The organism is Proteus sp. MB838 (assembly GCF_054767435.1).
Genome location: NZ_BAABMO010000012.1, coordinates 1 through 17045 on the forward strand (window position 1 = coordinate 1; position 17045 = coordinate 17045).

General features: G+C 39.5%; 13 protein-coding genes. 10 read left to right on the forward strand and 3 right to left on the reverse strand.

Annotation, left to right across the window (positions count from 1 at the left end):
- From ACYUCW_RS07170 to ACYUCW_RS07210, 9 genes are all read left to right on the forward strand, one after another.
- The coding region (locus ACYUCW_RS07170; RefSeq protein ID WP_460408318.1) for a patatin-like phospholipase family protein at positions 1–763 on the forward strand (763 nt) is incomplete at its 5' end.
- Complete coding sequence (locus ACYUCW_RS07175; RefSeq protein ID WP_004249416.1) at positions 760–1542, forward strand: metal-dependent hydrolase; 783 nt, start codon at positions 760–762, stop codon at positions 1540–1542. The genes ACYUCW_RS07170 and ACYUCW_RS07175, both read left to right, overlap by 4 nt.
- A 287-nt stretch (positions 1543–1829) precedes the next feature.
- A complete protein-coding gene (locus tag ACYUCW_RS07180) occupies positions 1830–3131 on the forward strand; it encodes a NupC/NupG family nucleoside CNT transporter (protein WP_049199380.1) in 1302 nt (433 codons plus the stop codon).
- 523 nt (positions 3132–3654) lie between these two features.
- The gene (gene deoC, locus ACYUCW_RS07185) at positions 3655–4434 is read left to right on the forward strand and encodes a deoxyribose-phosphate aldolase (RefSeq protein ID WP_049199382.1); all 780 of its coding nucleotides are present in this window, start codon (positions 3655–3657) and stop codon (positions 4432–4434) included.
- Between the two features lie 69 nt (positions 4435–4503).
- Positions 4504–5826 (forward strand): thymidine phosphorylase, encoded by a 1323-nt coding sequence (deoA, locus tag ACYUCW_RS07190; RefSeq protein WP_004245639.1) that lies wholly within the window; start codon positions 4504–4506, stop codon positions 5824–5826.
- 66 nt (positions 5827–5892) lie between these two features.
- Positions 5893–7119 (forward strand): phosphopentomutase, encoded by a 1227-nt coding sequence (deoB, locus tag ACYUCW_RS07195; RefSeq protein ID WP_004245637.1) that lies wholly within the window; start codon positions 5893–5895, stop codon positions 7117–7119.
- Between the two features lie 78 nt (positions 7120–7197).
- The gene (deoD, locus tag ACYUCW_RS07200; RefSeq protein ID WP_004249423.1) at positions 7198–7914 is read left to right on the forward strand and encodes a purine-nucleoside phosphorylase; all 717 of its coding nucleotides are present in this window, start codon (positions 7198–7200) and stop codon (positions 7912–7914) included.
- A gap of 244 nt (positions 7915–8158) precedes the next feature.
- Positions 8159–9472 carry a CitMHS family transporter gene (locus ACYUCW_RS07205; RefSeq protein ID WP_020946230.1) on the forward strand — a complete coding sequence of 438 codons (1314 nt, stop codon included), beginning with the start codon at positions 8159–8161 and terminating at the stop codon, positions 9470–9472.
- A gap of 800 nt (positions 9473–10272) precedes the next feature.
- Positions 10273–12009 (forward strand): pyridoxal phosphate-dependent decarboxylase family protein, encoded by a 1737-nt coding sequence (locus ACYUCW_RS07210; RefSeq protein WP_460408319.1) that lies wholly within the window; start codon positions 10273–10275, stop codon positions 12007–12009.
- Positions 12010–12095: 86 nt separating this feature from the next.
- Here ACYUCW_RS07210 and ACYUCW_RS07215 read toward each other — a convergent pair whose 3' ends face one another.
- The 3 genes from ACYUCW_RS07215 to ACYUCW_RS07225 form a co-directional block, all read right to left on the reverse strand.
- Positions 12096–12362: a DksA/TraR family C4-type zinc finger protein gene (locus ACYUCW_RS07215; protein ID WP_004249427.1), complete on the reverse strand. Its 267-nt coding sequence runs from the start codon at positions 12360–12362 to the stop codon at positions 12096–12098.
- A gap of 221 nt (positions 12363–12583) precedes the next feature.
- Positions 12584–14035 (reverse strand): pyruvate kinase, encoded by a 1452-nt coding sequence (pyk, locus tag ACYUCW_RS07220; RefSeq protein WP_460408320.1) that lies wholly within the window; start codon positions 14033–14035, stop codon positions 12584–12586.
- 62 nt (positions 14036–14097) lie between these two features.
- Positions 14098–15435 (reverse strand): MFS transporter, encoded by a 1338-nt coding sequence (locus ACYUCW_RS07225; RefSeq protein ID WP_460408321.1) that lies wholly within the window; start codon positions 15433–15435, stop codon positions 14098–14100.
- Positions 15436–15747: 312 nt separating this feature from the next.
- Between ACYUCW_RS07225 and ACYUCW_RS07230 the strand changes: the two genes are divergently transcribed.
- Positions 15748–17034 carry an ABC transporter substrate-binding protein gene (locus ACYUCW_RS07230; RefSeq protein WP_004245630.1) on the forward strand — a complete coding sequence of 429 codons (1287 nt, stop codon included), beginning with the start codon at positions 15748–15750 and terminating at the stop codon, positions 17032–17034.
- The last annotated feature ends 11 nt before the right edge of the window (positions 17035–17045 follow it).

Genomic DNA, 17045 nt, shown 5'->3' on the forward strand with positions numbered 1-17045 from the left:
GGGGGGGAATTTACTCGATCTTGACTGGTATATAGAAACCACTTCGAAAGAAATGCCTTTAAATATGCCTAAAGCATTACGTCGTTTCGATAGTGGTCGCGAGTTTTATATGGTGGCAAGTCGCTCCGACAATTTTAAGGCAAATTATTTTCAACCAGAAAAAAGCACATGGCTTGATATTGTGAAAGCCTCCAGTGCGATCCCCGCGTTTTATCGCAATGGTGTTTTATTTCAAGATGTTGTTTACCATGATGGCGGTATTAGTGATGCGATCCCGGTAAAAGAGGCTTATCGTCGTGGTTGTCGTACAATTGTCGTTATACGAACCGTACCGTCTGAATATCAATATACCACCGAGTGGGTGGATAAAATGGGAAAATGGTTTGAGAATGGCCGTTTTCAACGCTTTCTCAATATGGCTCAAGTCCATATTGAAACTTATACTGACACACTAAGATTTATCCAATCTCCACCTGAAGATGCCGTTATCATTGAAATATATCCACCAACAACACTACAATCTAGTGCATTAGGAAGCCGTTTAAGTGCATTAAATCATGATTATCATGTTGGTAGACGCTGTGGGCGCTATTTTCTAGCCACTATTGGTCAACACTTCTCTAAGAAAAAATTTCAGCAACACGATAAAAAAATATTTAGCCTATTTGAAAATGAAGCAAAAGCAGATAAAGCGGAAGATGCCGAAATCATTCAAAAAGGAACTCGGAGTGTGCACCCTGAAGTAAGGAGTGTTCAAGAATGAGTCGATTTATTGATACGCATTGTCATTTTGATTTTCCCGTCTTTTATCACGACCTTGAGAATAGCCTTGCTTTAGCACAACAGGCTCAGGTAAAAAAAATTATTATTCCTGCGGTTGCTCAGTGGAATTGGGACGCGGTAACGGAATTGTCTCGTTATAACAATGCACTATATTGTGCACTAGGTTTGCATCCTTTATATATTGAAGCGCATACAGAGCAGCACTTGATTGAACTTAAAACACGCCTAAAAACGACGCCACGTTGTGTTGCAATGGGGGAGATGGGTTTGGATAACTATATGACAAATCCACATCCGGAAAAACAGCAACAATTTTTAATAGCACAACTTAAATTGGCGATAGAATTTGATCTGCCTGTGATCCTTCATTCACGTAAAACTCATGATAACCTAAGTGCTATTTTGCGCCGTTATTCAGTTCCTCGTAAAGGTGTGATCCATGGGTTTTCCGGCAGTCTACAACAAGCAGAACGTTTTGTTCAACAAGGCTATTTTATTGGGGTAGGGGGCACTATCACTTATCCACGCGCACAAAAAACACGTCGTGCAATTGCCTCTCTACCCTTAGAGCGCTTGTTATTAGAAACGGATGCGCCTGATATGCCTGTAAGTGGTTTTCAAGGCGAGCCTAACCGCCCTGAACGAATTCTCGCTGTTTTTTCTTCTCTTTGTGAATTGCGTCAAGAGTCAGCCGAGGTTATTGCAAACCAACTTTACCTGAATAGTCTACAATTATTTCAGTTAACAGATGATGCCTAGTTTTAAGAAAATTAGTAATTATTCTGCCATTCGTATTACCGTTTTTTATTAAACTGCTAACCACTTTTCCAAATAAACTTTATCCATTAAGTGCGTTTTTTGCTTTTTAGTGTGATTTAGATCTCATTTGTGACTTTTATGTTACTTTTTTAAGATGCTAAATGTGATGGATATAGAGGGTTCTTTTCTGGGACTAGGTATAATTATCTGGCAAAAAAAGAGTCAATAAACTTAGTAATAAGCTTATTGATAATCCATTAAATTTTTATATGAACAGGGATCCTTCAATGCACCTCATTATGAGCTTGGTCGGAATGGCCACATTGATATTGATAGCCATTCTTTTCTCCAGCAACCGACGAGCAATTAGATTACGCACGGTCGGTGGCGCATTCCTTATTCAAATTGGTTTAGGCGCATTTGTACTTTATTCAGAAAGTGGCCGTAAAGTGTTATTGGCTATTTCTGATGCCGTTAAAAATGTCATCGATTATGGTGAAAACGGCATGAGCTTCCTTTTTGCTGGCTTAGTTTCCGACAAAATGTTTGAGCTATTTGGCAGCGGTGGCTTTGTTTTTGCTTTGCGTGTTTTACCTGTTATTGTGTTCTTCTCTTCATTGATAGCAGTACTTTATTACTTAGGTATCATGCAATTTGTCATCAAGATTTTAGGTGGCGGATTACAAAAAGTATTAGGCACTTCTCGTACTGAATCAATGTCTGCAACAGCCAATATCTTCGTTGGACAAACAGAAGCACCACTGGTGGTTCGCCCCTATATTGCTAGAATGACAACCTCAGAACTTTTTGCGGTGATGTGTGGTGGATTAGCATCAGTGGCAGGTTCGGTACTGGCAGGTTATGCAAGTATGGGTGTGCCATTGGAGTATTTGATCACCGCTTCATTTATGGCGGCACCAGGTGGTTTACTCTTCGCAAAACTCTTGGTTCCTGAAACAGAAACACCTGATGATCAAAAAGATGCTTTTGATAACTTAAGTGATGAAGAAAAACCCGCTAATATTATTGATGCTGCGGCATCAGGGGCTTCTTCAGGATTACAACTTGCGTTAAACGTAGGTGCAATGCTACTCGCTTTTGTCGCATTAATTGCCTTAATTAATGGTATTCTTGGCGGAATTGGTGGCTGGTTCGGTTATGAAGACTTCTCGCTAGAATTAATCTTAGGCTGGGTATTTGCACCAATCGCCTTCTTAATTGGTGTGCCTTGGAGTGAGGCAACCATTGCTGGCTCTTTTATTGGTCAAAAACTGGTGATCAACGAATTCTATGCTTACTCGGAGTTTAGTAAATATCTGCAAGATGAATCACAATTAGCAGCAGCGGGCTTAATGGCCTTGTCTGAACAAACAAAAGTGATTATCTCTTTTGCGCTGTGTGGATTTGCTAACCTTTCCTCTGTTGCGGTATTACTGGGTGGTTTAGGGGGAATGGCACCAAACCGTCGTAAAGATGTCGCACGCTTAGGTATGAAAGCCGTTTTGGCGGGTACACTCTCTAACTTAATGAGTGCAACCATCGCCGGCTTCTTTTTTGCATTAACCGCAATGGCTGTGGTTGCTGCTTAAATAAGAAAGTATTTACAGAGCAGATAGGTAATTGCTTATCTGCTCTTTTTGTTTGTTTTCTGTTGTAATGTTAACTACCTTTATATATATGTGAGTTACTTCGCAACTTGTAGAGAAGTTAGCCAATTAATGAGTCATTTCATTAAAAGTAAAAGTTTTTACGTTATAAAGACGACTTACTGACTTTATTCGAGTAACATTAAACCAGAAAATAAAATTTTTGTGATTCTAATCACAATTTAATGTCTTTAGTTGCAAGTTTCATTTTATTATTGTGACAGAAAGCACATCTAATTGTTCTCTAGCGTGTTCAAATAAGATGTGCTGAAACTTCATGGAATGGCGAAAGCTCAATGACGGGTCGCCGAAGTGAGCATAGCGCGGTGAGAGGGAGCTCAGCTGTCGTTGTAGCACTTGTTACAACCACATCTTCAAGGAACCAAGTCCGCTCGCCAACAAAATTAATCGCTAACCTTAAAGCGTATGCCCATAGAGGGCTTGAGAAACATCGTTGGAGAGTTTTATGACAGATTTAACCGCTGCAGCGCGCCTTGCGCTGTCTTTGATGGATTTAACCACCTTAAATGATGACGACACTGATGAAAAAGTGACAAAACTATGTCATCAGGCGAAAAGCCCAGAAGGTAATACAGCCGCAATCTGTATCTACCCACGCTTTATTCCACTGGCTCGTAAAGTATTACGTGAACAGGGAACACCAGAAATTCGTATTGCAACCGTAACTAACTTCCCTCATGGTAATGATGATTTAGATATCGCATTAGCTGAAACTAATGCAGCATTAGCTTATGGTGCTGATGAGGTTGATGTTGTTTTCCCTTACCGCGCATTAATGGCAGGTAATGAACAGATCGGTTTTGATATCGTTAAAGCATGTAAAGACGCTTGCGCTAAAGCGGGTGCTTTACTGAAAGTTATTATTGAAACGGGTGAGTTGAAAGATGTTGCGCTCATTCGTAAAGCATCTGAAATCTCAATTAAAGCAGGTGCTGATTTTATCAAAACATCCACAGGTAAAGTGCCTGTTAATGCAACACTGGAAAGCGCTGAATTAATGCTTCAAGTGATCCATGATATGGGTGTTGGCAAAGAAGTTGGTTTTAAACCAGCGGGTGGGGTACGTACAGCTGAAGAAGCTGCGCAATACCTTGCATTAGCAAACCGTATTATGGGTGATAACTGGGTTGATGCTCGCCACTTCCGTTTTGGTGCATCAAGTCTGTTAGGTAATTTATTAGCCACACTCGGTCATGGCGAACAAAAATCGTCTAGTGGTTATTAATTCATTTATGAAGTATGCCTACCCTACAATGGGTGGGCGTTATCAATGCTATAATACCAGGAGGTTGCAGTGTTTCTTGCCCAAGAAATTATTCGTAAAAAGCGTGATGGTCATCCTTTAACTGAAGAAGAGATCCGTTTTTTCATTAATGGCGTCAGAGATAATACTGTTTCTGAAGGTCAAATTGCAGCACTTGCAATGACAATTTATTTTCATGATATGACCATGCCTGAACGTGTGGCTTTGACATTAGCCATGCGTGATTCCGGTACTGTACTAAACTGGAAGAGTCTAAACTTAAATGGTCCTATTGTTGATAAACACTCAACAGGCGGTGTTGGCGATGTTACATCACTGATGTTAGGGCCAATGGTCGCTGCTTGTGGTGGTTATGTTCCGATGATTTCTGGTCGTGGATTAGGTCATACTGGTGGAACTCTTGATAAGCTTGAGGCTATTCCCGGCTTTGATATTTTCCCTGATGATGAAAAATTCCGCGATATTATTCGTCATGTTGGTGTAGCAATTATTGGGCAAACCAATTCATTAGCACCTGCTGATAAACGCTTTTACGCTACACGTGATATTACTGCTACCGTTGATTCAATTCCGCTTATCACTGCATCTATTTTAGGTAAAAAATTAGCTGAAGGTTTGGATGCATTAGTGATGGACGTTAAAGTTGGCTCAGGTGCCTTTATGCCAACATATCAGAAATCGGAAGAGCTAGCAGAATCAATTGTACAAGTAGCAAATGGCGCCGGATGCCAAACTACAGCACTACTGACTGATATGAATGAAGTATTAGCCTCAAGTGCAGGTAATGCAGTAGAAGTCCGTGAAGCAGTACAATTCTTAACGGGTGAATACCGTAATCCACGCTTATTTGAAGTTACGATGGCATTGTGTGTAGAAATGTTAGTGTCAGGTCGTTTAGCTGACTCACGTCAACAAGCTCGCCAAAAACTGCAAGATGTGCTGGATAACGGTAAAGCAGCGGAAGTCTTTGCTCGTATGGTTGCTGCCCAAAATGGTCCTACAGATTTTGTTGAAAACTACAATAAATACCTGCCAACGGCGGTATTAAGTAAGCCTGTATTTGCTGAGAAAGCCGGTTTTGTCACAGAAATGGATACCCGTGCTTTAGGTATGTCAGTTGTGACTTTAGGCGGTGGTCGCCGTAAAGCAACTGATGCTATTGATTACAGTGTTGGATTAAGTGAAATCGCGGCACTAGGAACAGAAATCAATACAGATACACCACTCGCGATGATCCATGCCAATAGTGAAAAATCATGGCAAGAAGCTGCGGCAGAAGTCCGTAAAGCGATGGTAATTGGTGAGACAAAACGTGAAACGTCACCAATGGTGTATCGCCAAGTCAGCGAATAAGAACTCAATGATGATTTATAAGTGACATATCCGTGGTCTACGGAAAATGACACAGGAGAGAGAATTATGAAACGTGTACATATCATGGTATTAGATTCCTTTGGTATCGGTGCTGCTGGTGATGCGGAGAAATTCGGTGACCAAGGCGCAGACACTTTAGGACATATCGCACAAGCATTTGCAGAAGGTAAAGCGGATAAAGATGGTCGTAAAGGTCCTCTTCACCTACCTAATCTTTGCCGTTTAGGTTTAGGTAAAGCGGCTGAAGAATCAACAGGTAAATTCCCTGTTGGTTTAGACAAAGATGCGGAAATTATTGGTGCTTATGGCTACGCGAGTGAGATCTCTTCTGGTAAAGATACACCGTCAGGCCACTGGGAAATCGCGGGTGTCCCTGTATTATTTGATTGGGGATACTTTAAAGATTTGAAAAACTCTTTCCCTCAAGAGTTGCTAGACAACATTGTTAAACGTGCCAATTTGCCGGGTTATTTAGGTAACTGTCACGCTTCTGGTACGGTTATTCTGGATGAACTGGGTGAAGAGCATATGAAAACTGGGAAACCTATTTTCTATACTTCTGCTGACTCCGTTTTCCAAATTGCTTGTCATGAAGAGACCTTCGGTTTAGATAAATTATATGAGCTATGTGAAATTGCTCGTGATGAACTAAACAAAGGTGATTACAATATCGGTCGTGTCATTGCTCGTCCATTTATTGGCGACAAACCAGGCAATTTCTCACGTACAGGTAATCGTCATGATTTAGCTGTTGAGCCACCAGCACCAACTATGTTGAAAAAACTGGTTGATGAAAAACAAGGCCACGTTGTCTCTATCGGTAAAATTGCTGATATCTATGCAAATGTAGGTATTACTAAGAAAGTGAAAGCAACAGGTATTGATGCTCTGTTCGATGCAACGATTGAAGAGATGAAATTAGCGGGTGATAACACTATCGTTTTCACTAACTTTGTTGATTTCGACTCATCTTATGGTCATCGTCGTGATGTTGTCGGTTATGGTGAAGCACTCGAATTATTCGACCGTCGCTTACCTGAGCTGATGGAATTAGTGAAAGAAGATGATATTTTGATCCTAACCGCAGACCATGGTTGTGACCCAACTTGGCAAGGTTCAGATCATACCCGTGAACACATTCCGGTTCTGGTTTATGGGCCAAAAGTTAAACCAGGTTCATTAGGTCACCGTGAAACTTTTGCTGATATCGGACAAACTGTTGTGAAATACTTCGGTTTATCACCAGTAGAATACGGTAAAGCAATGTTTTAATTTTACTTCGGTAGGCATAGCAATATGTCTACCGAATTATATTTGAATAGTGAAAGATCAATATTAAAAGGAAGAATTATGGCTACCCCTCATATTAACGCAGAAATGGGCGATTTTGCTGATGTCGTTTTAATGCCGGGCGACCCGCTTCGTGCTAAATACATTGCTGAAACTTTTTTACAAGACGTACGTCAAGTAAATAATGTTCGTGGCATGTTAGGTTTTACTGGTACGTATAAAGGCCGTAAAATTTCTGTAATGGGCCACGGTATGGGTATTCCTTCCTGCTCAATTTATGCTAAAGAGCTAATTACTGATTTTGGTGTAAAAGTGATTATTCGCGTGGGTTCATGTGGTGCGGTATTACCAGATGTTGAATTACGTGATGTTGTGATCGGTATGGGAGCATGTACAGATTCTAAAGTTAACCGCTTACGCTTTAAAGACCAAGATTTTGCGGCTATTGCTGATTTTGAATTAGTACAAAATGCTGTATCTGCTGCGAAAGCAAAAGATATTAAAGTTCGTGTGGGTAATATTTTCTCAGCGGATCTTTTCTACTCGCCTGATCCAGAAATGTTTGATGTGATGGAAAAATACGGCATCTTAGGTGTTGAAATGGAAGCAGCAGGTATTTATGGTGTAGCTGCGGAATATGGTGCACGTGCCCTGACAATTTGTACTGTTTCTGATCACATTAAGAAAGGTACACAAACAACCTCAGAAGAGCGCCAAACTACCTTTAATGAAATGATTGAAATTGCATTAGAATCTGTTCTGTTATTAGAAGACTAATTGATACATTTCGTTGCTTAAATTGAATTGAAACCCAATGTTGCATTGGGTTTTTTTATGTCTATTTTTCTTTTTATTTATTTGATTTTTAACTTTATTTAATATAATTAGGATTTTTACTAAGTATATTTATATAGAAAATAATCGGTGATTAACTTCACATCATTGAAACTGTTTTTACATGAGTGGTTAGCATTTTTGTAACATAAAGTGCAAATATAATAACGACTACAAGGATCCTCATGTGCTAACGATTATCGGATTACTCATTATTATTTCTATTGTGACATTACTAATGATGGGGAAAACAAGCCCAATTATTGCAATGTCGGTCATACCATTAATTGGTGCGCTTGTCGCAGGTTATTCATTTACTGAAATATCTACTTTTTTTGAATTAGGTATTAAAAAGGTGAGTAGTGTCGCAACGATGTTTTTATTCGCGATACTTTTTTTTAGCATAATGAAAGATCTGCATATTTTTAATCCTCTGATCCGAATGATGATCAGTATCACCCGTGGCAATGTCATTATAGTGTGTATTGTCACAGCGTTAGTCGCGGCTGTTGTACATTTAGATGGTTCGGGTGCGGCGACATTCTTAATTATTATTCCTGCTTTTTTACCGCTATATCGCCGTTTAGGTATGAGCCCTTATCTTATGTTGCTAATTATGTGCACCAGTATGGGGGTGATGAATATGGTACCTTGGGGAGGGCCTTTAGGTAGAGCCTCGGCTGTAACCGGTATTTCGGCTGCGGAATTGTGGCAAAAGATCATCCCAGTACAGATAATTGGTATTTTTGGCTCGATGCTCTTTGCCGCGGTTATGGGAGTGCGAGAAACCAAACGTATTGCTAAAGCAAAACTAAAAGGGACTACGCCTTATGAGCAAGATTCTTTATTAAGACAATTTGATGAAGATCAGCCAGAAACAGGAACAGAAAAACCACAAAAATTTTTGATCAACCTTCTGTTAATTATCGGCTCAATCACGTGTTTAGCCTTAGGATTATTTTCGGCGCCTTATATTTTTATGGTTGCATTATCAGCCGCCCTAGTGATCAACTATCCTAAGCCGAAAGATCAAATAGCGATAATTAATCATCATGCTCCTCAAGCACTCTCTATGGTAGCAATTATTTTAGCGGCAGGTGCTTTTTTAGGCATCATGTCTAATGGGAAAATGCTGGAAGCTATTGCTCTCGATTTAGCAGCAGTATTACCTTCTCATTGGGTTGATAATTTGCATATTGTTGTGGGTATATTAGGCGTTCCCATGGATATCTTTACCAGCACTGATGCTTATTATTTTGCGCTATTGCCTATTGTGCAGGAGGTCACTGCTAGTGGTGGTGTCCATGTTGCTGATGTTGTGTATGCTATGGCCATAGGTAATAATGCCGGAACCTTTGTAAGTCCATTCTCACCAGCCGCTTGGCTTGCTATGGGGCTTGCAGGCACTGATATGGGTAAACATTTACGTTACTCATTTGGTTGGATTTGGCTATTTAGCTTCTTTACCCTAGGTGTTGGCACATTATTGGGACTATTTTAATTTTTGTACATTAAGGTCGAATTCTAATTAATAAAGCGGGAAGAAATACTGTTCCCGCTTTATGTATTAATCCCCATCTCAATTTGATTTTCCTACTCAATTTTCTATTAGCTATTTCAGCTGTTTCATCACTATTATCAGTTTATTAGTAAAGTTCGTTATCATCGCTTAGCAATACTATTTGCCCTAACAGTTTAATATATTAAGTTTTTAACTTATGCTAATTTTTTAATTATTTTTAGTATAAATAACTAATGTTATTGACTTGATTGTTTTTATTAAGCCGCTTTAGCATCATTAACTATTATTTTAATATTTAATGTCACGTAAAAGTTAAGTAAAAAATAAATTATCTATTAATAAAGCATAATGTAGTTTTTTGTTCTTATTTTGAGTATTGTAGTTACATTAAATGCAATTTTAATTGCATTAATTTCATTAAAAATAGATTAATTAATTTAATTAAATATCTATTCTAATAATTTCAATAAGTTATTTGGTTTTAATATTTTTTCATTATATATCAAATTATTACAGTTAATTTCGGCGATAATGCTAATAGTGAGACTATTTTTATTGTGATGTCAGTCACATAAAAGCAAGGTTAGGAGTGCGATGACTGTCAATATAGCTTGCCATTTATCCCTATCTTATTGATATGTTTTAAATAAAATAAATTATTAGTTAACTATTTAAATAACAACTGTTATATATAGATCACTAACTATTTTAATAAGAAAATGTATAGTATTGCTATTCAGTTTATTTAAGCTATTGTCGGTTTTTATTTGGAGAATATAGTGAAAAGTCAAGATTTGTTGGGTTTATCTTCTGCTAACATTCTAAATGCTGAATTTGAGAAGAAGTACCGTGATGTTATTGCTCACTTTTTCAGCCGTGATCCGCAGTATTGGCCGATATTTCAGGATAAAACCATTCAGTCTATTACACAGTTTAGAAAGACCATGACGAATGATAAGGATCAATTACAGTGTTATGAGAATGGACAGGTGTTATTTGACCGTTTAATGGCTGATGGGCAGATCCAGCAACATATTAATTACCCAGAGAATGATCCTAACGAGTTACTCATGTTAGTGTCGACGTTATGCAAAAACTGGGAAAATCCATTAGCGGTTGAAAATGTCATTGCGATGCCAAGCGATCCGGGTGTTTATGGCTCAATATTAGGATTAATGGGCAATCCTAATATGGTTTATTGTGAATACTCAGGTGTTGCTGACGTTTTAGAAAAAGTCACCATTAAAAAAGTAGCTAAATTAGTAGGGTACGATCCCGAAGTCGCCTCTGGGGTTTTCACCCAAGGTGGCACCATGTGTAACTTATATGGTTATCTATTTGGTTTACGTAAATCAATGCCTAATTCTAAACATTTAGGCATGGCAGCCGATCAGGATTATCGTATTATTAACTCTCAAGGGGGCCATTATTCTAATATGACCAACTTGGCGCTATTAGGGGTTGATGTTAATAACAAGACTATCCGCATTAAGGTGTCCGAAGATAATACGATTAATTTGGAACACTTAGAGCGTGAATTAAGAGCTTGTTTTACTGTTAAGTGTAAAGTACCAACTATTATGCTGACGACAGGGACGACGGACACCTTTGGTGTTGATGATGTTAAAGGCGTTTGCGAATTAAGAGATCGTCTGTGTGAAGAATTTGAAATCGCGGTTAAACCACATATTCACGTCGATGCAGCAGTAGGTTGGCCAATTATTTTCTTCTTAGATTATGATTTTAATAGCAACCCTCTGGCTATCAACGATATTACTTTAGAAGGTTTACGCCAAAATGTGGCGAAATTTAAACATCTAAAATATGCTGATTCAATTACTATCGATTTCCATAAGTGGGGATATGTACCTTATACCTCAAGTTTAGTGTTAGTGAAAAATGGCAATGACTTTGTTGCCCTTGAAAATGATCCGGAAAACTTCACTTACTTTGAACATGAATTAGAAGGTCAAACCCATTTACAATCAACTATTGAATGTACACGTAGTGGGGTTGGTATTTTTGGTGCTTATTCTGCAATGCATTATATGGGGATTGAAGGCTATCAAACCATCATTGCCCATTGTCTACAAAACGCGAACTATATGCGCCATCAATTACTTGCTATGGGGAATGCCAAAGTCATAGTGCCTCAAAACCAAGGCCCAAGTGTTGGGTTTAAATTATATGATCCAAACTTAGTCTCTGATCCTAATGTTGCCTTTGATCTAGAATCAACCTGTGCGACAGATAAAGAAGCCTATGACTTTATGGTTCATAATGCACAATGGCATAGAAAATTATTCTTACAACGGGGTAAAAAGGGATTATTTACCAACTGGGTTGATTCTATTGCTTGCTCTAAGTATGCAAAAAATAATCGCTATGTTTATATTCCGGGAGAAAAAGCTGTCTTTATGAACCCGAATACGGAACGTTCCCATATTGATAATTTCTTAAAGATAATTACTGAAATGAGCCATAGTTTAAGTGCTAAGAAAGTCAGCAAAATTTAACTCGTGAGTTGATTGAATAAAATAAACTGTACCTTGATTGAGTAAGCTTACATAAGGTACAGTTTTTTGTATAAGAAGTGTGCTCATTATCTGAGTTGGCTATCTTTACTACCACGGCGATTATAGCCACTAAAGGTATTATATTTTTTATCTATCGCCTCTTGGCAGTTAATACAATAGCGAACCCCTCGAATCGCTTTTTGCCGAGCTAATGGAATTGCTTCACCACACTCATCACAAAACTCAGCACTTTCTCCCTGAGTCATTTGGTTACGCGCTCTTGCAATGGCATCATCAATAGTGGCATCAATTTGTTCTTGAACAGCACTATCATTTGCCCATCCACTTGCCATCATATTCTCCTATTAATACAGTGAATATAGGAATTAATATTGGGATGCTGTCGAAAAAAAACAACAGCTAGGAGCACTATTTTTTAATAGATAATGATGGTTAGGTGCATTAAAAAGAAAAATAGCCACGTTCCATGTGGCTAAAATAATTGGCTATACTGTTTTTCTTGTTATTGGCCTCTTCAGGTTGCCTCTCTCATAAGCTATTTGATAACAGACAATTAAGTTAAAGCTGTTGTAACTTGTTTTACCGGAACTAGATGACAACAGTCACTTTCACCGGTTTTTTCAAAGGTCGATAAACGGGTGATTAAGAGTGAATGAATATCTGTTAATAATCCCTCTGTTTGCAGTTTTTGCATGATGTTTTCATCACCATCATTATTATTTTGACGTTGATAAGTGACAGGCGTTACACCACGTAATACAGTCAACTGACCCGCAAGTGCGGGGTTATCTGTTAATGCATAGATATTGTTATTTGGCATAAAGCGCGATAGAAGCGTGGCTGATTGACCATTGTCAGTTAAAGCAGCAACGCTCAGATGTTTATCATTATGAAAAGCTGCTGTGGTCGCCGCTAAAGCAATCCAACGGCCTGTTTGTGAATAGTAAGAAGGGGATTGCCATGGGTTTTCGGCATTGGCGGCAAAAGAGCGCTCTGCACCTTCTGCAACACGAGCCATTGCACGAACGGCTTCTTCAGGATATTTACCTGCAGCTGTTTCTGCAGAAAGCATCACCGCATCTGTGCCATCACCTACTGCATTAGCGATATCCATCACCTCCGCACGGGTAGGCATTGGATTTTCAATCATGGACTCCATCATTTGGGTGGCTGTAATAACCGGGCAGCCTAGAGCACGGCAACGAGCAATTAACTGTTTTTGTGCACCAGGAAGACAGGCATCGCCAATTTCAACCGCCAAGTCCCCTCGCGCTACCATAATGACATCCGATGCTTTAATAATGTCATCCATATTGGCTTGACATGAAACGACTTCTGCACGCTCTACTTTGGCAACAATTTTTGCCTGACTGCCAGCAGCAACAATTAAACGACGGGCATATTCAATATCAGCACCGTTACGAGGGAAAGAAACGGCTATATAATCTGCTTGAATAGCGGCTGCTGTGTGTATGTCTTGCTTATCTTTGTCCGTTAAGGCTGGTGCGGATAAACCGCCGCCGAGTAAATTAATTCCCTTACGGTTAGATAATTTTCCACCGACAGTGACCACTGTCTCAATATTATTATTATTTACTGCATGGACTTTTAATTGGATATTACCGTCGTCAAGTAACAGAATATTCCCTGGTGTGACTTCTTGTACAAGTTGTGGGTAATCTAACCCCGCTTGTTGTTCATCGCCTTGTGTGCTGTCTAAATCTGCATTGAGGATAAAACTATCCCCTTGTGTTAATTGAATAGCATTATTTTTAAAACTCGCTATACGGATCTTAGGGCCTTGCAGATCAGCTAAAATGCCGATAAATACACGATGTTTTTTTGCGACCTGACGGATAGTTGCGGCTGTGGACTGATGCTGTTCGCGAGTACCATGTGAAAAATTTAAACGAAATACATTAGCGCCAGCTAAAATCAGTTTTTCAATCATCTGTTCTGAGCAACTAGCAGGGCCAAGAGTCGCAACAATTTTTGTCTTACGCATAGTGACATTCTCTTTTTTAAAGAGGGATACTGAAAAGTATCCCTTGATAACAACTTAATTTATTAATCCATGGTGACTTTTTTCGCATTCCAGACCAGCGTAGCTAAGATCATGGACACGATGGCAGAACCAATCCAGAAATACTGTACCGTTGTGAAATCATAGTGAGTGACATCACCGACTTGCGTGACTTTGATCAGCGAGGCAGAAACAAGCTCTTGAGCAGATGCGGCAATATAAGCAAAAAGTCCGATAAAGCCTTTTACTGCACCTACTGCGTTTTTTGGCATCAGGTCGCAAGCCGTTAAGCCCGCCAAGAACACCACCAGTCCGCCCATAGCAAAACCAATCATACTTAATGCAATGGCATCCATAACACGGCTTTGTGGTCCCCAGAACATGAGGGCGAAACCGGCAATATTGGCGATACCATAAATAAGTGTTGGGATATGACGATTGGCATTAAATAGTTTGTCAGAGGCCATACCGGCTAAGATGGCGCCAAAGAAGCCGGCAATAGGGTAAGTTGACATAGCAAAGCCAGCATCAATCAGTGAATAGCCTTTTGAGCCTTGTAGATAAAGCACCGCCCATGAACTGATTGCGTAGCGTGAAATATACATGGCAGCGCAAGCTGCAGCGATGATCCATACGGTAGGTTGTTTTAGGACAAATAATTGAGCACGGCGAGTTTCTTTTGGATCACTTGATTTAACGGCTTCTGACTCTTCACCATATGCACTGGCAGGATCAGGTAGACCATAAGTACGAGGACGATCTTTTAAGATCATCAGTAAGATGATACCTGCTGCAATACCCGCGATACCTGCACCGATAAAACCGGCACGCCAGCCAAAGAAACTCACTATGGTCGCAGTTAATATCCAAGTGATTGCTTCACCGATATTACGTGAGCCACCCCAGATAGAATAGACTGTACCGCGCTGTTTCGGAGAAAACCATTGGAAAATAGACACACAAGAAGGGGCAGATCCTACCGATTGGAACCAACCATTAATTCCCCACAATAAAATGAAGAATAGGCTCGCAGTCGACATTCCCATAAAGATACAAACAAAAGAGGACGCAATCAGCGAGATGGACATAAAGCGGCCAATATTGGCATAATCCGACAAGAAGCCATTGGAAAACTTACCAAAGGCATAGGTAAAGAAGAACGCCGACCCCATTAAACCTAGTTCTGCAGTGGTCACAATACCGGCATCTAGCATCGGCTTTTTAACGACACCAAGTGCCATACGTACCACATAGAACATGGCATAACCTAGTACTAGCCCAAGAAAAGCCTGCCACTGATATTTTTTATATATTGAGCGGATCTTTTCATTGGACGCTTCGATTAGCGGCAGATCCTTTCTGGTTTTAAAGAAACTTAACATAGAGATGACTCCGAATATTATTCATGCCTGAAGCTGATTTTGTTTTTCAGGGCAGATGCTATTCATTTAGGCCATCAGAGGGCAAAAGCGCTAATTTGAGTCAGAGCTGACACATTCTGCTGAATCGGTGAGTCAAATTTGTAACATTGCTATTAGGTGTTGGACTAAAAATGAGTGAATATATCGTCGTATCATCATCGAAAATGGGTCATTAAGGACTCATTCACTGAAAATAATAAATATTGCTAAATATCAGAAATTTGATGCTCAACACATTTTTAGGTTTATTCAACACAAAATCAGGGGTATGTCATGAGAATAAAAATAATCTTTAGCCTCATACTATTATTTAGTTGGCTGTTTATCACTCCAGCAAAAAGTGATGAGCAGCCATTGGTTATACTGACAACACTTTCAGATACACCCATGCGACCACTTACCGAAGCTTTTAGTGCTCGTTATCCTGAAACTAAGGTACAAGTGGTTTATCGGCGTGTTGCGATCGCTACACGGATGATGAAGCAGTATCCTACGCAACCTGTTGATATAGTGATGTCCTCTTCGGCTAATTTTTTTCATCATTTAGATAGAGAAGGACTACTCGCGCGCTTACCGATTAACTATGAAACACCAAAATGGCTAACTCGTCATAGTGATATCTTAAATGACAAAATAACCACGGTGGGTTATTCAGGTATTGGGATCATGAGTAACAGACAATACTTGCAAAAGTTAGGTATTCCGGCACCTAAAAGTTGGATTGATTTAAGTGATCCGATTTACCAAGGGCACTTAACTATGACGACACCAGCCAACTCTGGCACGATGCAACTGATGGTTGAAAATGTGCTGCAAGAATATGGTTGGGAGCGCGGATGGCAAATTTTACTAGAAACCAGTGGTAACCTTTCTTCGATATCGGCACGTAGTTCACGAGTGAGTGACGCTATTGCCAGAGGTATTGTGGGGGCGGGGCCTATTATTGATAATTACGCTTTTAACCACCAAAAACGCTTTGATTTTGTTGATTTTAGTTATTTTGATAAATCAATTATTTTACCTGCTTATGTCGCTATTGTGGCTGAAAGCAGTAAAAGAGATACTGCGGCCAAATTTATCGCCTTTCTTTTATCGGATGAAGGACAAGAGATTATCTATAAAAGTGATATGGCGAAGATCCCCCTCAGCAAAGAAATTTTACGTAATAATGATGAGCTTGCTAATAATACTGAGTTTATTTTAAACAGTAATGAAGCCTATCGCCGTAGCGAAGTGGTCAATGTTCTTTTTGATCAAATGATCACCCATAATTTTCCATTAATGCGCCAAGTTTGGAATGAGATCCACGAGGCAGAAAAACAACAAAATCGATCACCAGAACGGATCGCAGCAACCAATCAAGCCCGAAAAATAGCCAGTTCAGTGCTAATTAGCGAAAAAGAAGCCAATTCACCGACATTACAAGCCTTATTTATGAAAGAAGCCGATCAGCGGGAATATTCAGATCAAGCGTTAGCCGTTTTGTACCAATGGCGTACATTAGAAGCGGAAAAACTTGAACAAGCATTAGTTTTATTGAAAGAAACTAAATCTCCCTAACCGCCTTGTGG